General features: G+C 62.5%; 16 protein-coding genes. 10 read left to right on the top strand and 6 right to left on the bottom strand.

Annotation, left to right across the window (positions count from 1 at the left end; translation table 11 throughout):
• The first annotated feature begins 71 nt into the window (after positions 1-71).
• Positions 72-521, top strand: a complete 450-nt coding sequence (locus tag CSE6_RS08910) for a MerR family transcriptional regulator (protein ID WP_034377696.1) — start codon at positions 72-74, stop codon at positions 519-521.
• Here the strand turns inward: CSE6_RS08910 and CSE6_RS08905 are convergent.
• Entirely contained in the window at positions 506-1,192 is a 687-nt protein-coding gene (locus CSE6_RS08905; protein ID WP_059440352.1) for a type 1 glutamine amidotransferase domain-containing protein, read from the bottom strand. The genes CSE6_RS08910 and CSE6_RS08905 overlap by 16 nt on opposite strands.
• 292 nt (positions 1,193-1,484) lie before the next feature.
• Here CSE6_RS08905 and CSE6_RS08900 point away from each other — a divergent pair, with 292 nt between their 5' ends.
• Both CSE6_RS08900 and CSE6_RS08895 read left to right on the top strand, forming a co-directional pair.
• Entirely contained in the window at positions 1,485-2,285 is an 801-nt protein-coding gene (locus tag CSE6_RS08900; protein WP_059440351.1) for a MetQ/NlpA family ABC transporter substrate-binding protein, read from the top strand.
• Positions 2,286-2,289: 4 nt separating this feature from the next.
• Complete coding sequence (locus tag CSE6_RS08895) at positions 2,290-3,393, top strand: DUF6817 domain-containing protein (protein ID WP_059440350.1); 1,104 nt, start codon at positions 2,290-2,292, stop codon at positions 3,391-3,393.
• Positions 3,394-3,512: 119 nt separating this feature from the next.
• On the opposite strand, the gene upp is transcribed toward CSE6_RS08895, so the two are convergent.
• The 5 genes from upp to CSE6_RS08870 form a co-directional block, all read right to left on the bottom strand.
• A complete protein-coding gene (gene upp, locus CSE6_RS08890) occupies positions 3,513-4,145 on the bottom strand; it encodes a uracil phosphoribosyltransferase (protein ID WP_003062768.1) in 633 nt (210 codons plus the stop codon).
• A 111-nt stretch (positions 4,146-4,256) separates the two neighbouring features.
• Positions 4,257-5,231 (bottom strand): threo-3-hydroxy-L-aspartate ammonia-lyase, encoded by a 975-nt coding sequence (locus CSE6_RS08885; RefSeq protein WP_059440349.1) that lies wholly within the window; start codon positions 5,229-5,231, stop codon positions 4,257-4,259.
• A 181-nt stretch (positions 5,232-5,412) separates the two neighbouring features.
• Positions 5,413-6,309 carry an enoyl-CoA hydratase-related protein gene (locus CSE6_RS08880; protein WP_003062770.1) on the bottom strand — a complete coding sequence of 299 codons (897 nt, stop codon included), beginning with the start codon at positions 6,307-6,309 and terminating at the stop codon, positions 5,413-5,415.
• Between the two features lie 173 nt (positions 6,310-6,482).
• The gene (locus CSE6_RS08875; RefSeq protein WP_059440348.1) at positions 6,483-8,057 is read right to left on the bottom strand and encodes a methyl-accepting chemotaxis protein; all 1,575 of its coding nucleotides are present in this window, start codon (positions 8,055-8,057) and stop codon (positions 6,483-6,485) included.
• 259 nt (positions 8,058-8,316) lie between these two features.
• The gene (locus CSE6_RS08870) at positions 8,317-9,852 is read right to left on the bottom strand and encodes a helicase HerA-like C-terminal domain-containing protein (protein WP_046460843.1); all 1,536 of its coding nucleotides are present in this window, start codon (positions 9,850-9,852) and stop codon (positions 8,317-8,319) included.
• Positions 9,853-9,932: 80 nt separating this feature from the next.
• Between CSE6_RS08870 and CSE6_RS08865 the strand changes: the two genes are divergently transcribed.
• The 7 genes from CSE6_RS08865 (at position 9,933) to rng (ending at position 16,641) form a co-directional block, all read left to right on the top strand.
• Positions 9,933-10,652: a YebC/PmpR family DNA-binding transcriptional regulator gene (locus CSE6_RS08865; RefSeq protein ID WP_003053891.1), complete on the top strand. Its 720-nt coding sequence runs from the start codon at positions 9,933-9,935 to the stop codon at positions 10,650-10,652.
• Positions 10,649-11,941 carry a phosphoribosylamine--glycine ligase gene (purD, locus tag CSE6_RS08860; protein WP_003062772.1) on the top strand — a complete coding sequence of 431 codons (1,293 nt, stop codon included), beginning with the start codon at positions 10,649-10,651 and terminating at the stop codon, positions 11,939-11,941. Before CSE6_RS08865 ends, purD begins: the two co-directional genes overlap by 4 nt.
• Positions 11,941-12,894 carry an oxygen-dependent coproporphyrinogen oxidase gene (gene hemF, locus CSE6_RS08855; RefSeq protein WP_003062773.1) on the top strand — a complete coding sequence of 318 codons (954 nt, stop codon included), beginning with the start codon at positions 11,941-11,943 and terminating at the stop codon, positions 12,892-12,894. The genes purD and hemF overlap by 1 nt, the downstream gene beginning before the upstream one ends.
• Positions 12,895-13,143: 249 nt before the next feature.
• A complete protein-coding gene (gene rsfS / locus CSE6_RS08850) occupies positions 13,144-13,821 on the top strand; it encodes a ribosome silencing factor (RefSeq protein WP_003062774.1) in 678 nt (225 codons plus the stop codon).
• The gene (rlmH, locus tag CSE6_RS08845; protein WP_003053899.1) at positions 13,822-14,289 is read left to right on the top strand and encodes a 23S rRNA (pseudouridine(1915)-N(3))-methyltransferase RlmH; all 468 of its coding nucleotides are present in this window, start codon (positions 13,822-13,824) and stop codon (positions 14,287-14,289) included.
• A gap of 110 nt (positions 14,290-14,399) precedes the next feature.
• Positions 14,400-15,014 carry a nucleoside triphosphate pyrophosphatase gene (locus tag CSE6_RS08840; RefSeq protein ID WP_003062775.1) on the top strand — a complete coding sequence of 205 codons (615 nt, stop codon included), beginning with the start codon at positions 14,400-14,402 and terminating at the stop codon, positions 15,012-15,014.
• Between the two features lie 139 nt (positions 15,015-15,153).
• Positions 15,154-16,641 (top strand): ribonuclease G, encoded by a 1,488-nt coding sequence (gene rng, locus CSE6_RS08835; protein ID WP_003062776.1) that lies wholly within the window; start codon positions 15,154-15,156, stop codon positions 16,639-16,641.
• Positions 16,642-16,681: the final 40 nt, after the last annotated feature.

The raw sequence follows: 16,681 nt of genomic DNA, 5'->3' as shown, positions 1-16,681 counted from the left end.
CCGGGAATAACGCTAGCGTAAGCTTGAAGCGTGGTTCAAGGTCAAGCGCGGATTGCGCGAGAATGGCGGACATGAAGATCGGAGAACTCGCCAGGCGCACAGGTCTTGCCGCATCGCGCATTCGCTTTTACGAACGCATCGGTTTGCTGAGCGCTGCCCAGCGCCAGGCCAACGGCTATCGCAGCTATCCCGAGGAGGCGGTACTGGCGCTCAGGCTGATTGCCACGGCGCAGCGGGCCGGCTTCAGCCTGCAGGAGCTGCGCCAGTTGCTGCCGGGCGATCTCGAGCAGTGGCAGCATGACGAGTTGATGGCCACACTGCATCGCAAGCTGCAGAGCATCGATCTGATGCTGGCACAGCTGACGCAAAATCGAGCCGAACTGGGCGAGCTGATCGCCCAGATCGAGGCCAGGCCTGAAGGCACGGACTGCGCTGGCAATGCAAGGCGCGTGCTGTCGCAGATGCGCTTGCTGGGGCGGGACGGGGAGGCGACGGGCCGGCCCGCTCAGCCCAGCAACTGAGCCACTTGCAGGGCAGTGGCCCGGGCCGACTGCGGGTTCTGCCCCGTCACCAGCCTGCCGTCCGTCACGACCTTGGAGACAAAGGGCAGCCAGGCTTTCTCATACCGGGCACCGCGCTGGCGCATCAACGCTTCGGCGTTGTATGGCACTTGGCCGGCCACGCCGGCCAGCCTTTCTTCCAGCCAGGAAAAGCCTGTCAGCCTGCGTCCGGCGACCAGCAGCGAGCCATCGGACAGACGGGTTTCGAGCAGGCCGCAATAACCGTGGCAGACCGAGGCAACGACGCCACCGCGCTCATGAATGTCGCGCGTGATGCGCTGCAGCCCCTGAGAGGATGGAAAGTCCCACATCACGGCATGGCCGCCAGTGAAATAAATGGCATCAAAGTCTCGCGCATCCACGGCATGAGGCGCAGCCGTGTTGGAGAGCAGGGCCATGCGCGCTGCATCCAGCAGCCATGACTTGGCCGTGGCATCCCGGTTCGGCCATTTCAGCGAGCGCGGCTCCAGCGGCGAGCGGCCGCCCAGCGGGCTGACCAGTTGCTGCGCATAACCCCGCCGGGCAAAGACTTCCCAGGCATGGCTGAGCTCCGACAGCCATAGTCCGGTGGGCTCGGCAGGGTCATCGTAATGGGCGACGTTGCTGACGACGTGAAGAATGCGACGAGGCATGGGGCGTCTCCTGTGGCGCCCAACTTAAGCTTGAAGTGCAGTTCAATGTCAAGCATGCGGTGTGCTTGAGGTATTCCTGTTTTGATAGCCTTCATCGCTTTATGAGTAAGAGATTCGGCTGTTTTTATTGATATTTTCCGAGCTGCGCTGCCAGCCATTCCGCTTTGTGATGGGGGTGGGCTCCAGCCTGGCTGTTGTGGCGGGCTTTATGCGTTAAGTTTCAAGCTGCTGTCCCTGAGTGTGCACATGCTCGGCGGACCTGAGTTTCCCGGATTTGTCTTGAAAGGTGCCCATGGTGCACAAGCGCTCTCTCGTAAAAGCCCTGGCGGGTGCCGCCTTCGTACCTGCCGCATTGCTGGCCCAGGCCCAGGATCTGGCCGTGACCGTTGGCGTGACGGCCGGCCCCCACGCCCAGATTGCCGAAGTGGCCAAGCAGGTTGCAGCCAGGCAGGGCCTGAAGGTCAGGTTGGTGGAGTTTGGCGACTTCATCCAGCCCAATGCGGCGCTGTCCACCGGCGATCTCGACGCCAATATCTATCAGCACCAGCCCTTCCTTGATGCCCAGAACAAGGATCGTGGCTACAAGCTGGTGCCCGTAGCCAAGGCCGTGAACCAGCAAATGGGCGTGTACTCCAGAAAGGTCAGAAAGCTGGCCGATCTCAAGAGCGGCGCGCGGGTGGGTATTCCCAACGATCCCACCAATGGCTCGCGTGCTCTGATGGTGCTGGCCAAGCAGGGATTGATCACGCTCAAGGCCGATGCCGGTGCGCGGGCTTCGGTGCTGGACATCACGGCCAACCCGAAAAAGCTCAGGTTTGTCGAGCTCGAAGCCGCCCAGCTGGCCCGCGCCCTCGATGATCTGGATGCCGCGGCTGTCAATAGCAGCTATGCCGTGGCAGCCGGTCTGTCCCCCCAGGGCGATTCGCTGGCGCTGGAAGATGTGAACACGCCTTATGTGACCGTGCTCATCGTCACGCGCGTCGGTCATGAAAACAGCAAAGCCTTGCAGGCCTTTGTGAAGGCCTACCAGTCACCCGAGGTCAAGGCCTTTGTGGAAAAGACCTTCAAGGGTGCTTACACAACCGCATGGTGACCGCATGAATCAGCCCTGGAATCAACTGGATGAGGCGTTGTTCGAGCGCGCCAAGGCCTTGCTGGACGAGGAGTGGCTGAGCCGCGATGCTGATCTGGCGCCGCTGCTGCCTGTGGTGCTGGAACGCGGCGTGGGCCAGGATTGGCACAAGGCCGGTACTTTTCGCCACCACCTGGCAGGCGTGGCGCGCTCTCTGGCGCTATGGCAGCAACCCAGGGAGGTGCGCCAGCTGGGTCTGCTGCACAGTGTCTACGGCAATGCCTTTGTCGATCTGGTCAAGTTCGATGCCGGCAACGAGCGCGATCAGCTCAAGCGCCTGGTCGGGGAGCAGGCCGAGCATCTGGTCTATCTGTTTTGCACCATGAGCCGCACACAGTTCGTGCAAAAGCTGCTGGCTGGCGAGCTGGGGGCCGACGGCAGCCTGCAGATCGAGCGCAACGGCCCCGAGCCGCGGGAGACCATCAGACTCACCGCCTATGAAGTGGCTGTGTTCGCGATCGTCAGCATGGCCGACAGCATGGAGCAGTGGTTCAGCTGGCAGGAAGACATCTATTCGCGTTTCCCTTCCGTGGACCACAGTCGCCAGCAGGCCGTGCACTGGGCGGCGTCGCTGTGGCCCGGCCCCATGCGCCCCAGCAGCCGCATGCTCAGCCAGATCAGCGGCCTGGGCCAGGCGCTGCAGCATCCTGCTCTCAAGACCCAGCTGCCGCTGCCGCCCGTGTTTGCGAACTGCAGCCAGCTGCTGAGCGCGGGCAACGAGGCTGCGGCCGTGGCGCTGTACTGGTCGGTGATTCAGCTCGATCAGCCGCTGATCGATCTGGACGCTGCCACCGCCACGCTGGAGCAGGCTGTGACCCTCAACCCCTGGGTGGGCGAGCCGCAGATGGTGCTGGCCCAGCTCTATCTGAGCGCGGGCCGCAGCGCCGATGCTGCTAGAGCCGCTGAGAGCGCGCTGCAGTGCTTTTGCACCTGGGGCAATGCCTGGGACAAGCGCGTGCAGTGGGATGCCTGGATTGCCTGGACGCGTATCTTGCTGCAGTCGGCCCGGCAGGACAGCTGGCCTGCACGGCTGGACAAGCTCAACAATATGGCGCTGAATCAGGTCTGAGCTGGATCTGAAATTGATAGCTGCCAGCGCTTGATAGATAAGATCTGCAGGCTGTTTTTAACATGAAAAAAAGCCCGAAGGCCTTGCGCCTGGGGCTTTGTGTTGGCAAGCAGCCGTGCTTACTTGGTGCCGAAGATACGGTCGCCCGCATCACCCAGGCCGGGCAGGATGTAGCCATGGCTGTCCAGCTCGCGGTCCACGGCGGCGGTGTAGATGTCCACATCGGGGTGGGCGGCCTGCATGGTCTTCACGCCTTCGGGGGCGGCCAGCAGGCACATGAACTTGATGGACTTGGGCGCGCTCTTGTCCTTGAGCTGCTGCACGGCCGCCACGGCCGAGTTGCCGGTGGCCAGCATGGGGTCGACCACGATCACGTCGCGCTCGCCCATGTTCTCGGGCATCTTGTAGTAGTACTCGACGGGCTTGAGGGTCTCGGGGTCGCGGAACAGGCCGATGTGACCGATACGGGCACCGGGCACCACGTTGAGCATGCCGTCCAGGAAGCCGTTGCCTGCGCGCAGGATGGAGACCAGCGCCAGCTTTTTGCCGTCGATGACCTTGCCCATGGTCTTTTCCATGGGGGTTTCGATCTCGACATCCTGCAGCGGGAAGTCGCGCGTCAGCTCATAGGCCATCAGCGTGGACAGCTCGCCCAGCATGCGGCGAAAGCTGTTGGTCGATGCTTCCTTGCGGCGCATCAGTGTCAGTTTGTGCTGGACCAGGGGGTGGTCGATCAAATGCAAAGTGCTCATGTTCTTGGTCTTTGTGGTGAAGGCAGGCAGGCCCGCTTGTGGCGGGCTCGTGCTTGCAAAATTGAGATCAGGCGGATGCGGGCCGGGCCGCAACGGACGCTATTTTCGCTGTCACTCGGACAGCAGGCTGGCAAAACGCTCTAAATCCACATTGCCGCCACTGATCACAATGCCCACGCGCTTGCCCTTGAGCGGCAAACCGCCGTGGATGGCGGCTGCCAGAGACAGCGATCCCGTGGGCTCGGCCACGATTTTCATGCGCTCGGCATAAAAGCGCATGGCCTGGACCAATTGCTCGTCGTTGACGGTAAGAACCTCGTTCACTCGCTGCTGGATGATGGCAAAGGTCAGATCGCCCGGCGCCTGGGTCTGAGCACCGTCGGCAATGGTGCGCGGCGTAGCTATTTTGACGATATGGCCGGCGCGCAGCGACTGCTGCACATCGTTACCGGCTTCGGGCTCGACGCCGATCACCTTGCATTGCGGAGCCAGGGCGTTGGCGGCCAGCAGACTGCCGGAGAGCAGACCGCCGCCGCCCAGGCAGACAAACAGATAGTCCAGATCCGGTACTTCCTCCAACAGCTCCTTGACGGCCGTGCCCTGGCCGGCAATCACGTCGCGGTGGTTGTAGGGCGGGATCAGCGTCATACCGCGCTCGGTCGCCAGCTTGTCGGCGATGGCTTCGCGGTCTTCGGTGAAGCGGTTGTAGGTGACGACCTGGGCGCCATAGCCGCGCGTGGCCGCCATCTTGGAGGCCGGTGCATCCTCGGGCATGACGATCAGGGCAGGCATGTCCAGCAACTGCGCTGCCTGGGCAATGGCCTGGGCATGGTTGCCTGAGGAAAAGGCCAGGGCGCCGCCCTTGCGCTGCTCGGGTGTGAACTGCGCCAGAGCGTTGTAGGCGCCGCGAAACTTGAAAGCGCCTATGCGCTGCAGGTTCTCGCATTTGAAGAACAGGCGCGCGCCCAGCTGTTCGTCCATGGTGCGGCTGGTCAGCACCGGCGTGCGGTGGGCTACGCCCTGCAGGCGCTGGGCAGCGGCCACGACATCGTCATAAGTGGGCAGGGGGGCGGTGTTTGTGCTCATGGCAAGACAGGCTGGGGTGGTACTGAATCCATGATAACGGCGCCTCGCCCACTTCAAGCCGATTTGCTGCGTTGCGGCTCGGCTACCTGTCGATGGCGCCCAGCGGGCCATCGAGAAGATAGAGAAATACGAGCGGAAAAGGCATGCAGGCCTTTATTGGTAAGTGCTGATAGCTATTCAATCAGGAGCGATCGCCCGCTTGAGGTAGTGCTGGTGCAAACGCCTGTAGCGGCTCCAGAGCAGGGAAGTCACCGGCGCGCTTGGCCTGCATGGCACTCACGGCCTCCATGACATGGCGGTTGCTCCAGATGCCGCTTTGCACCCAGCCCATTTGCTGCAGCGAGTCGCTCACGCTGTGGTCGCGCGCGTAGTTGATCACCTGCTTGCTGCCCCAGATGGCCACGGGCGGCTTGGCCGTAATTTCGCGCGCGCAGGCGAGAGCTGCTGTGACGGTGGCTTCGGGCGTGTCGTAGACGGCGTTGACCAGACCGTGACTGGCGGCCTCCTGCGCTGTCATGCGGCGGCCGGTGTAGGCCAGCTCCTTGACGATGCCTAGCGGCATCAGCTTGGGCAGGCGCTGCAGGCTGCCCAGGTCGGCGGTCATGCCGATATTGATCTCCTGCACGCAGAAAAAGGATTCGGCGCTGGCATAGCGTATGCAGGCAGTGGCCACCAGATCCAGTCCGCCACCCACGCAGGCGCCCTGAATGGCGCAGATCACGGGCATGCGCAGGGCTTCGATCTTGTTGAAGGTGGACTGCAACTGGGCCAGGGTGTCGATGATGGCGGCGCGGCCCTCGGGCGTGCGGTCATTGGGCGCAAAGGCGGGGTCGGCAAAGGTCTCGAGTGCCATGCCGGCGCAAAAATGCTTGCCCGTGCTGCTGATGACCAGTGCGCGCGACTGGCCGCTGCGCTGCAGTGTGTCCAGCACCAGGTCCAGCTCCTGCCAGAACCTGGGATTCAGAGTGTTGAAGGCATCGGGGCGGTTGAGCACCAGATGGGCAATATGGTCGACCAGGTCCAGGCGAAAGCTGCTCAGACCGGCGGTCAGCAAGGTGTCGTCAGAGGTATGGGGCATGCCGGCATGGTGTCTTGCTGCGTAGGCCGCGCCAGTCACACTTGCGACTGCAGACAGAAAAGCCGGTCTGGGTCAAACCTGCGGTGCCAGCCGTTCCCTCCTGGGTGCATGGAGCGGCTGGCAGAGAAGCTGGTGAAGAGATGGATGCTGTGTTCCAGCAACTTCAACCAGAATCAGGCAGTCAGGGCTGGCGCTCTGTCTGCGGTATGGACCTTGAACACGGCCACCATGCCGGTCAGGCGCTGGGCCTGGTCGCTCAGCGAGACAGCGGCCGCCGTGGATTCCTCGACCAGGGCTGCATTTTGCTGCGTCATCTGGTCCAGGTTGGTCACGGCCTGGTTGACCTGGCTGATACCGTCATGCTGTTCCGTGGCCGAGGCACTGATCTCGCCAATCATGTCCGAGACCTTGCCGACGCTGCTGACGATTTCTTCCATCACGCGGCCTGCCTGGGAGACCTGGTCTGCGCCTTCCTGGGCGGCGTCCACGGAGGTGGTGATGAGCGCCTTGATCTCCTTGGCGGCCTCGGCACTGCGGTGGGCCAGGGCGCGCACTTCGCCGGCAACCACGGCAAAGCCTCGGCCCTGTTCGCCGGCGCGCGCGGCCTCGACCGCAGCGTTGAGTGCCAGGATATTGGTCTGGAAGGCGATGGAGTCGATCACGCCGATGATGTCGGAGATGCGGTGTGCGCTGTCGCTGATGCGTCCCATGCTGCTGACCACGGACTGCACCACATGGCCGCCGCGCTGAGCGACCTGTGCGGCATTGCCTGCCAGATGGTTGGCCTGGCGGGCGGTGTCCAAGGCCTGGGCGACGGTGGCGGTCAGCTGCTCCATGCTGGCTGCGGTTTCCTCGAGATTGGCGGCGGTCTGCTCGGTGCGTGCGGACAGGTCGTGGTTACCTGTAGCGATTTCGGCCGAGGCGGTGCTGATGGAGTGCACGCTGGTACGTACATCGCTCACCAGGCTACGTAGCTGGGCTGCCATGGTCGAGACGGAGCTCAGCAGGCGGCCGAACTCGTCATGGCGGTCGTTGCCGGCGGTTACCGTGAGATCGCCCTGTGCAATGGCCTGGGTCAGCTCCACGGCTTCATTCAGAGGTTGGGTGATGGAACGGGTGAGGGCCAGCGCCAGGCCCAGGGCGGCGGTCAGCACCAGGGCCTGCACCACCCAGGACAGCCAGATCGCTCTTTGCTGGTCTTGCTGCAGCTGAAGGCTGGCGGCGTCGCGCTGCTGCTCCTGCAGCTTCACAAAGTCCTGCAGCGAATCGACATAGCGGCCGATGGCGCCCAGATATTGCAGGCGGATGAAGTCGCGCATGGCTTCGATATCGCCGCTCAGCTTGATCTCCCTTGCCTGCTTGTTCAGCGCCAGAACTTCGGCGCGCACGGCGGCGATCTTCTGCAGGGCAGCCTTGTCAGCATCGCTTTGAGCCAGTTTGATGACCTGCGCCTGCAGCGCCCCGTTGACGGCCACGCCTTCGCTGACGCGCTCGTCCATGCGCTGGGTCAGCGCTTCGTCGGTGGTCATATTGCTGGTGAGCACGCGTTCGCCCGTGGTCTCGGTCGCACCTTTCCATTGAAGGGCGAGATTGATGCGATTGTCATAGTCGGTCAGGGTCTGCATGCCGGCCTGCAGGGCCTGGGTGGATGAGTGCTGGTTCCATAGCGAGACGGCCAGCATCATGGTCAGAAGCCCGCCCAAAGTGCACCACAGCTTGGTGGATACACGCCATTGATTGAATTGCATTGGCAGAAAATTTGCAAAAGCACTGCCCGGCCCGAGCGAACTGGTGGTCTGCGGCAAGACTGGGCAGCGTGGTTAGCGTAGAGGAAAGAAGCGGCTGTGCCTGCAGGCAGCAGCACATGTCCAAGAGACTGGCGGCTGGCACCAGGGGATGGATTTATTATGTATCGACATAATGACTGCCGCCTTGAGCGCTTTCTGTGCGGCGGCCGCAAAAAAGGCCTGCTGACGCAGGCCCTTGGAGCGAGTGAGCGCGTTGGAATCAGCGCTTCTTGTTGCCCAGAATGCCGCCCAGCACGCCGCGCAGAATCTCCTTGCCCAGACTGTTGCCCACGGTGCGTACCGTGGACTTGGCCATGGTCTGCACCAGACCGTCGTGCTGGCCGCCGCGCGGGCCGGTACGGCCGAACAGCAGCTCCTTGAGTCCGTCCATCATGGAGTCCGTGGCGCTGCCTTGCGGGGACGTTCCGGCCGCTCCGGCAGCAGCCGGGGCATCGCCGGGCTTGGCGGGCGTGGCGCTCGCAGTGCGGTCGCGCAATATCTCGAAGGCCGATTCGCGGTCCACGGCTTTCTCATAGACGCCGGCGACCAGGGAACCATCGATCAGCGCCTTGCGCTGCTCGGCCGTGATGGGGCCGAGCTGGCTGCCGGGCGGAATCACGAACACGCGCTCGGTCACGCTGGGGCGGCCTTTTTCGTCGAGGAAGCTGATCAGGGCCTCACCCACGGCCAGCTCGGTGATGGCTGCGGCAATGTCCAGACCGGGATTGGGGCGCATGGTGGAGGCTGCCGAGGCCACGGCCTTTTGGTCGCGTGGGGTGAAGGCGCGCAGGGCGTGCTGCACGCGGTTGCCCAGCTGTCCGAGCACGCTGTCGGGAACGTCCAGCGGGTTCTGGGTGACGAAGTACACGCCCACGCCCTTGGAGCGCACCAGGCGCACGACCAGCTCGATGCGTTCGATCAGCACCTTGGGCGCATCGTTGAACAGCAGGTGGGCCTCGTCAAAGAAAAACACCAGCTTGGGCTTCTCGGGGTCGCCGATTTCCGGCAGCTGCTCGAACAGCTCGGACAGAAGCCAGAGCAAAAAGGTCGAGTACAGGCGCGGCGCATTCATCAGCTTGTCGGCCGCCAGCACGTTGATCACGCCCATGCCATTGGCATCGGTCTGCATCAGGTCGTTGATGTCGAGCATGGGCTCGCCAAAGAACTTGTCGCCGCCCTGGCTTTCAATGGTCAGCAGCCCGCGCTGTATGGCTCCCACGCTGGCCGAGCTGATGTTGCCGTACTGGGTGGTGAACTGCTTGGCGTTGTCGCCCACAAAGTTCAGCATGGCGCGCAGATCCTTGAGATCCAGCAGCAGCATGCCGTTGTCGTCCGCAATCTTGAACACCAGATTGAGCACGCCCATCTGGGTCTCGTTCAGATTCAGCATGCGGCCGATGAGCAGCGGGCCCATGTCCGAGATGGTGGCGCGCACCGGGTGGCCCTGCTCGCCGAACACATCCCACAGCGTGGCAGGGCAGGCCAGGGGCTGTGGCAGGTCCAGGCCGCGATCCTTGAGCGAGGCCGCCAGCTTGCCTTCGATCTTGCCGGCCTGGCTGATGCCGCTCAGGTCTCCTTTGACGTCGGCCATGAAAACCGGCACGCCGATCTGCGAGAAGCTTTCGGCCAGTTTCTGCAGTGTGACAGTCTTGCCGGTGCCTGTTGCGCCGGTGATCAGGCCATGCCGATTGGCCAGTCCGGGCAGCAGGGTACATTCTGTGGCAGAGTGCTGGGCAATCAAAAGGGGTGAAGCCATTTCGGGTTTCCTCTGGGGGGGCATGCAGTCAAAAGTAAAATCGCTCCCGCTAGGTTAAATCAAATATCAAAGGATTCCCTGTGGCAGGACACAGCAAATGGGCCAACATCCAGCACCGCAAGGGTCGCCAGGATGAAAAACGTGGCCGCATCTGGACGCGCATCATTCGTGAAATCATGGTCGCAGCCCGCCAAGGCGGCGGCGACCTGAGCGCCAACCCGCGTCTGCGTCTGGCGGTGGACAAGGCCAAGGCCGCCAATATGCCGGCCGACAATATCAAGCGCAATATCGACAAGGCCACGGGTAACCTCGACGGCGTGACCTACGAGGAAATCCGTTACGAAGGCTATGGCATCGGCGGCGCGGCCATCATTGTGGACACAATGACGGACAATCGCGTACGTACGGTGGCCGATGTTCGCCATGCATTCAGCAAGTACGGTGGCAATATGGGCACCGAAGGCTCGGTGGCCTTCCAGTTCAAGCATGTGGGTCAGATCATGTTCGCCCCCGGCACGGACGAAGAAAAAGTCATGGAGATCGCGCTGGAAGCCGGTGCCGACGATGTGATCACCGATGACGAAGGTGGCATCGAGGTGCTGACGGCCCCCGGCGACTTTGAAGCCGTGCGTGACGCACTGCAGGCCGCCGGCTTTACCGCCGACATGGCCGAGGTGACCATGCGCCCCGAAAATACAATCGCCCTCGAAGGCGATGATGCAGCTCGCATGCAGAAGCTGCTGGACATGATTGAAGACTTGGATGACGTTCAGGACGTCTACCACAACGCAGAACTATGAAAATTCTTGTGATTGGCGGCGGTGGCCGTGAGCACGCTCTGGCGTGGAAGTTGGCCGAATCGCCCAAGGCGACCAAGGTCTATGTGGCTCCCGGTAACGGTGGCACTGCCCTGGCTGGCGGCAAGCTGGAGAACCTCGACATCACCGATGTGAAGGCTCTGCGCGAATGGGCCCAGGCCGAAAAGATTGCCGTGACCGTCGTGGGGCCCGAGGCTCCGCTGGCGGCTGGCGTGGTCGATGAGTTCCGTGCCCACGGACTCAAGGTCTTCGGCCCGACCAAGACTGCAGCCCAGCTGGAGTCGTCCAAGGCTTTCTCCAAGGACTTCATGGCGCGCCACAGCATCCCCACGGCGCAATATGAAACCTTCACCGACCCGGTTGCGGCCCATGCCTATGTGGATCGCCTCGGTGCACCCATTGTCATCAAGGCCGACGGCCTGGCGGCCGGCAAGGGCGTGGTGGTTGCCATGTCGCTGCAGGAAGCCCACGACGCCGTGGACTTCATGCTGGTGGACAACAAGTACGGTGTGCAGCACAACGAAGGCGGTGCACGCGTCGTGATCGAGGAATTCCTCGATGGCGAGGAAGCCAGCTTCATCGTGCTGTGCGACGGCAAGAACGTGCTGGCACTGGCGACCAGCCAGGACCACAAGCGTCTCAAGGACGGCGACCAGGGCCCCAACACCGGCGGCATGGGCGCTTATTCGCCGGCACCTGTGGTGACCGCCGATGTGCATGCCCGCGCCATGCGCGAAATCATTCTGCCCACCATCCGCGGCATGGAAAAAGACGGTGTGCCCTATACCGGCTTCCTGTACGCAGGTCTGATGATCGACAAGGCAGGCCACCCCAAGACGCTGGAGTTCAACTGCCGCATGGGCGATCCGGAAACCCAGCCCATCATGATGCGTCTCAAGAGCGACCTGGTGGATGTGATGCTGGCAGCCTGCGAAGGCAAGCTCGACCAGCTGGAGCTGCAGTGGGACCGCCGTACCGCATTGGGCGTGGTCATGGCTGCTGCCGGCTACCCCGAAGACCCGCGCAAGGGCGATGTCATCACCGGTCTGCCCGCCGCAGCCGACGATGCCATGGTCTTCCATGCCGGCACCCAGCTGGGTGATGACGGCCAGCCTGTGACCAGCGGTGGTCGTGTGCTCTGCGTGACCGTGTTGGCCGACAGTGTCAAGCAGGCGCAGCAGAAGGTGTATGACGTGGCACGTGGCATCCACTTCGATGGTGCCCAGTATCGTCGTGACATCGGCTTCCGTGCCGTCAAGAAGGCCGACTGATGAACCAGACATCCTCATCTTCTGTGGCTGATCAGCTGCCTGTGGCCGAGGTGCGTGAGTACCTCATGGGTCTGCAGACCCGCATCACCGAGGCGCTGGAAGCCATCGAAGGCGAGGGTGGTGCGCGTTTCCTGGCCGACGCCTGGCACAAGGAGCCGGGCGAAAAGCTGCAAGGCAACGGTGTCACCAAGATCATGGAGGGCGGGCGCGTGTTCGAGCGCGCAGGCTGCGGTTTCTCGCATGTGCGCGGGCCGCAACTGCCGCCCTCGGCCACACAGCATCGGCCCGAACTGGCCGGTGCGCCGTTCGAGGCCATGGGCGTGTCGCTGGTATTTCATCCGCGCAGTCCCTTGGTGCCAACGGTGCACATGAATGTGCGCATGATTTCGGCCGGCCATGAGGGGCAGCCCAAGACCTGCTGGTTTGGCGGCGGCATGGATTTGACGCCGGTCTACGGCTTCGAGGAAGACGCCGTGCATTTCCATCAGATCTGCCGTGATGCGCTGGCGCCATTTGGCGATCAGCTCTATCCGCGTTTCAAGCAATGGTGCGACGAGTACTTCTTCCTCAAGCATCGCAACGAGCAGCGCGGCATTGGCGGCATCTTCTTCGATGATTTCAGCGAACTGGGCCAGCAGCAGAGCTTTGCCATGCTGCGCTCGGTTGGCGATGCCTTTCTGAAGGCCTATCTGCCCATCGTGGAACGCCGCCGGAATGCGGAGTACACACAGCAGCAGGTGGATTTCCAGCGCTACCGCCGTGGCCGCTATGTGGAATTCAACCTGGTCTGGGACCGCGGCACGCATTTCGGCCTGCAGTCCGGCGGCCGCACCGAATCCATTTTGCTGTCCATGCCGCCTCATGCGGACTGGAGCTATCAGCGTGAGGATGCGCCCGGTACTCCCGAGCGCGATTTGCTCGAGAAATTCCTGATTCGCCGTGACTGGCTTTGAGACGCAGGCCTTTATCCAATAGGTCTGCTTCCCCTGCTGATCGGGCATAAAGCCCTGTCAGCAGGGAAATTTTTAGAAAACTATAATTTCCATAGCTGGATGCGCGCTATCGACTGGCGCGTCAACCTTTTTCAATGCGTGAAGAGCACGGGTCTTAGGGGCCTGAACGCAGACGCTAACCCAGCCCTGATACGGGTGTGGCGCAGCACACGCTATATTGATCCCATCATTTACTGATTCCATCGCCTGATGACCACCTCCACCAAATCGGATTCCGCAGCCAAGCGCGACGTCACCAAACTCCAGCGAGCCATTGTTGACGGCCTCGAAGACGTCAAGGCCCACGACATCCAGGTGTTCAACACCGAAGCACTGTCGCCGCTGTTCGAGCGCGTGATCGTGGCCTCGGGTACTTCCAACCGCCAGACCAAGGCACTTGCCTCCAGCGTGCGCGAAGCCGTCAAGGAAGCTGGGTTTCCCGTGCCCCGCCAGGAAGGTGAGCAGAACGGCGAATGGATCATCGTGGACTGCGGCTCGGTGGTCTGCCACATCATGCAGCCGGCCATCCGCCAGTACTACCGCCTGGAAGAAATCTGGGGCGAGACACCGGTGCGCATGAAGATCGGTGCCGCCAAGCCCAAGCCCGCCGAAGTGGCCGCCAAGAAGCTGGCTGCCAAGCTGGCAGTGGAAAAGGCAGCTGCGGAAAACACCGTGGTCGAGAAAAAGCCTGCCGCCAAGAAGGCTGCGGCCAAGAAGCCCGCCACCAAGACGGCTGCCGGTGCCAAGCCTGCGGCAAAGAAGCCTGCTGCCAAGTCCGCCGCTGCCAAGACGGTCAAGACCGTGGTCGTCAAGCCCAGCACGCCCCGTACTGCCAAGCCGGTTGCGGCCAAACCCGCAGCCAAGCGTGCTCCCCGCGCCAAGGCCTAAATGAAGCTGACCATCGTGGCTGTAGGCCTGCATGTGCCCGACTGGGCGCAGACGGCCTACGACGATTACGCCAAGCGCTTTCCGCCCGAACTCAAGGTCGAACTCAAGGCCGTCAAGACCGAGCCGCGCGGCTCCAAGACGCTGGAGACCCTGTATGCGGCAGAGCGCAAGCGTATCGAAGCCGCCATCCCCAGGGGCACTCGCATCGTGGTGCTCGACGAGCGCGGCACCAATCTGACCACCAAGGCGTTGGCCCAGCGTCTCAAGGGCTGGCAGCTCGAGAGCGATGATGTGGCCCTGGTCATCGGCGGACCCGACGGGCTGGACCCCGAGTTCAAGGCCGCGGCACACGAGCGCATCCGTCTGTCCGACCTGACCCTGCCGCATGCCATGGTGCGCGTGCTGCTGATCGAGCAGCTCTACCGCGCCTGGTCGGTCAATGCCGGCCATCCCTACCACCGCGAATAAGCGCTTGTGAGCTGACTCTGCGTGCAATTTCGCGCAGTGCGTGATACTATGATTTTGATAGCCTTTTGCGCTTTATATATGGGCGCTAGAGGCCATTTTTAATCAAAATCATGGCGCCATTTCTCTATCTTGCATCCCAAAGTCCCCGCCGTCGTCAGCTGCTGGAGCAGCTGGGCGTGGCGCATGAATTGCTGCTGCCCAATGCAGCGGGTGATATCGCCGAGGATGCCGAGGCCATAGAGGCCGAGCTGGTCGGGGAGGACCCCCATGATTATGTGCAGCGCGTGACGGCCGGCAAGCTCGATGCAGCCGTGGCTCGCCATGCGCGGCGCGGTTTGCCGCAGGCGCCCATTCTGTGCTCCGACACCACCGTGGCCCTGGGAAAGCAGATTCTGGGCAAGCCCGCCGATGCCGAAGACGCGCGACGCATCCTGCATCTGCTCTCCGGGGCCGAACATGAGGTGCTGACCGCCGTGGCGCTGCAAAGCGGCGTGCGGCGTCTGCAGGCCCTGTCGGTGTCCACCGTGCGCTTTGCGTCCATGACCGAGGCGCAGATCGATGCCTATGTGCTCACGGGCGAGCCCATGGGCAAGGCCGGTGCCTATGGCATACAGGGCAGGGCGGCCGCACATATTGCAGAGATTCGTGGCAGCTATTCGGCCATCATGGGCCTGCCGGTTTATGAAACTGCCGAGCTTTTGCGCCAGCTGGGCTGGTCGCTCTGAACCTTTGGCGCAATCGGCACTCTGTTCTTGAGTCTTCCCTGCGGGAAGGTCTGCATGGCAGCTGTCTTGCGCCAGCCATGCGCGCGTCGCACACTGGGCGCAGCAAAAGCCAGGACATATAAAGAAAGAACGACAGTCAATGCAGCAAGATATTTTGATCAACTGGTCGCCGCAGGAAACGCGGGTGGCGATTGTCGAAAACGGCGCCGTGCAGGAGCTGCACATGGAGCGCCCGCTGGAGCGGGGACTCGTCGGCAACATCTATCTGGGCAAGGTCTCGCGTGTGCTTCCAGGCATGCAGTCCGCCTTCATCGATATCGGTCTGGAGCGTGCGGCCTTTTTGCATGTGGCCGATGTCTGGCAGCGTCAGGAAAATGGCGAAGCCCCGATGTTCGCGCGCAAGGACCAGCCGCTGACGCCCATCGAAAAGCAGGTGTTCGAAGGGCAGTCCATCATGGTGCAGGTCATCAAGGACCCCATAGGTACCAAGGGTGCGCGCCTGTCAACGCAGATCAGCATTGCGGGGCGTCTGCTGGTGTTTCTGCCACAGGACGACCACATCGGCATCTCCCAGAAAATTCCCCAGAACGAGCGCGATGCCTTGCGGGCTCGTCTGCAGGAGCTGGTCGGCACCAAGGAGGGGGGCGGTGGCGGCGGGTTCATTCTGCGCACCAATGGCGAGGAATCCAGCGATGCCGAGCTGGCCGATGACATCCGCTATCTGCGCAAGACCTGGGCGCGCATCAAGGATGCGGCGCAGAAGCTGCCCGTCATGTCGGTGCTGCATCAGGATCTAAACCTGCTGCAACGTGTGCTGCGGGATCTGGTCGGCGAGAACACCCAGAGCATTCGCATCGATTCGCGCGAGCAGTTTGCGCTGCTCAAGAGCTTTGGCCAGGAATACATGCCGGCGGCTGTGCCCAAGCTGGCGCTTTACAAGGGCGAGAGGCCGATTTTCGACCTCTACAACATCGACGAGGAAATCGCGCGTGCGCTGGGGCGGCGGGTGGATCTGAAGTCGGGCGGCTATCTGATCGTCGATCAGACTGAAGCCCTGACCACCATCGATGTGAATACCGGCGGCTATGTAGGTGCGCGCAATTTTGACGACACCATCTTCAAGACCAACCTGGAAGCGGCGCACGCCATTGCACGTCAGCTGCGGCTGCGCAATCTGGGCGGCATCGTCATCGTGGACTTCATCGACATGGTGCGCGAGGAGCACCAGGGCGAGGTGCTCTCCGAATTCCGCCGCCAGCTGGCACGCGACCGCGTCAAGACCATGGCTGGCGGCTTCTCTCAGCTGGGCCTGGTGGAGATGACGCGCAAGCGTACGCGCGAGTCGCTGGCCCATATGCTGTGCGAGCCCTGTGAAGCCTGCTCCGGCAAGGGCAATGTCAAGACCGCGCGCAGCATCTGCTACGAGGTGCTGCGCGAAATCCTGCGCGAAGCCCGCCAGTTCAATCCGCATGAGTTCCGCGTTGTGGCATCCCCCAAGGTGGTGGAGATGTTCCTCGACGAGGAAAGCCAGCATCTGGCCAGTCTTTCGGACTTCATTGGCAAGCCCATTTCGCTGCAGGCCGAGACTGCTATGGCGCAGGAGCAATACGATATCGTGCTGCTGTGAGTGAGAGTGCATTCAGCGTCATTTGCTCCAGTAGATCCGC

Origin of the sequence: Comamonas sp. E6 (assembly GCF_001010305.1) — a bacterium.
Classification (GTDB): Bacteria; Pseudomonadota; Gammaproteobacteria; order Burkholderiales; family Burkholderiaceae_C; genus Comamonas; species Comamonas thiooxydans.
Note: the sequence above shows the minus strand (reverse complement) of the source record. Positions and strands in the feature narration are given on the sequence as shown.

What these genes read in the sequence shown, in the direction of transcription:
- rsfS (WP_003062774.1), top strand. Translation starts at nt 13,144, where the DNA reads ATGACCACCTCCACCAAATCGGATTCCGCAGCCAAGCGCGACGTCACC.
- purD (WP_003062772.1), top strand. Translation starts at nt 10,649, where the DNA reads ATGAAAATTCTTGTGATTGGCGGCGGTGGCCGTGAGCACGCTCTGGCG.
- CSE6_RS08875 (WP_059440348.1), bottom strand. Translation starts at nt 8,057, where the DNA reads ATGCAATTCAATCAATGGCGTGTATCCACCAAGCTGTGGTGCACTTTG.
- CSE6_RS08840 (WP_003062775.1), top strand. Translation starts at nt 14,400, where the DNA reads ATGGCGCCATTTCTCTATCTTGCATCCCAAAGTCCCCGCCGTCGTCAG.
- CSE6_RS08895 (WP_059440350.1), top strand. Translation starts at nt 2,290, where the DNA reads ATGAATCAGCCCTGGAATCAACTGGATGAGGCGTTGTTCGAGCGCGCC.
- rng (WP_003062776.1), top strand. Translation starts at nt 15,154, where the DNA reads ATGCAGCAAGATATTTTGATCAACTGGTCGCCGCAGGAAACGCGGGTG.
- CSE6_RS08900 (WP_059440351.1), top strand. Translation starts at nt 1,485, where the DNA reads ATGGTGCACAAGCGCTCTCTCGTAAAAGCCCTGGCGGGTGCCGCCTTC.
- CSE6_RS08910 (WP_034377696.1), top strand. Translation starts at nt 72, where the DNA reads ATGAAGATCGGAGAACTCGCCAGGCGCACAGGTCTTGCCGCATCGCGC.
- CSE6_RS08870 (WP_046460843.1), bottom strand. Translation starts at nt 9,852, where the DNA reads ATGGCTTCACCCCTTTTGATTGCCCAGCACTCTGCCACAGAATGTACC.
- CSE6_RS08880 (WP_003062770.1), bottom strand. Translation starts at nt 6,309, where the DNA reads ATGCCCCATACCTCTGACGACACCTTGCTGACCGCCGGTCTGAGCAGC.
- rlmH (WP_003053899.1), top strand. Translation starts at nt 13,822, where the DNA reads ATGAAGCTGACCATCGTGGCTGTAGGCCTGCATGTGCCCGACTGGGCG.
- CSE6_RS08885 (WP_059440349.1), bottom strand. Translation starts at nt 5,231, where the DNA reads ATGAGCACAAACACCGCCCCCCTGCCCACTTATGACGATGTCGTGGCC.
- upp (WP_003062768.1), bottom strand. Translation starts at nt 4,145, where the DNA reads ATGAGCACTTTGCATTTGATCGACCACCCCCTGGTCCAGCACAAACTG.
- hemF (WP_003062773.1), top strand. Translation starts at nt 11,941, where the DNA reads ATGAACCAGACATCCTCATCTTCTGTGGCTGATCAGCTGCCTGTGGCC.
- CSE6_RS08905 (WP_059440352.1), bottom strand. Translation starts at nt 1,192, where the DNA reads ATGCCTCGTCGCATTCTTCACGTCGTCAGCAACGTCGCCCATTACGAT.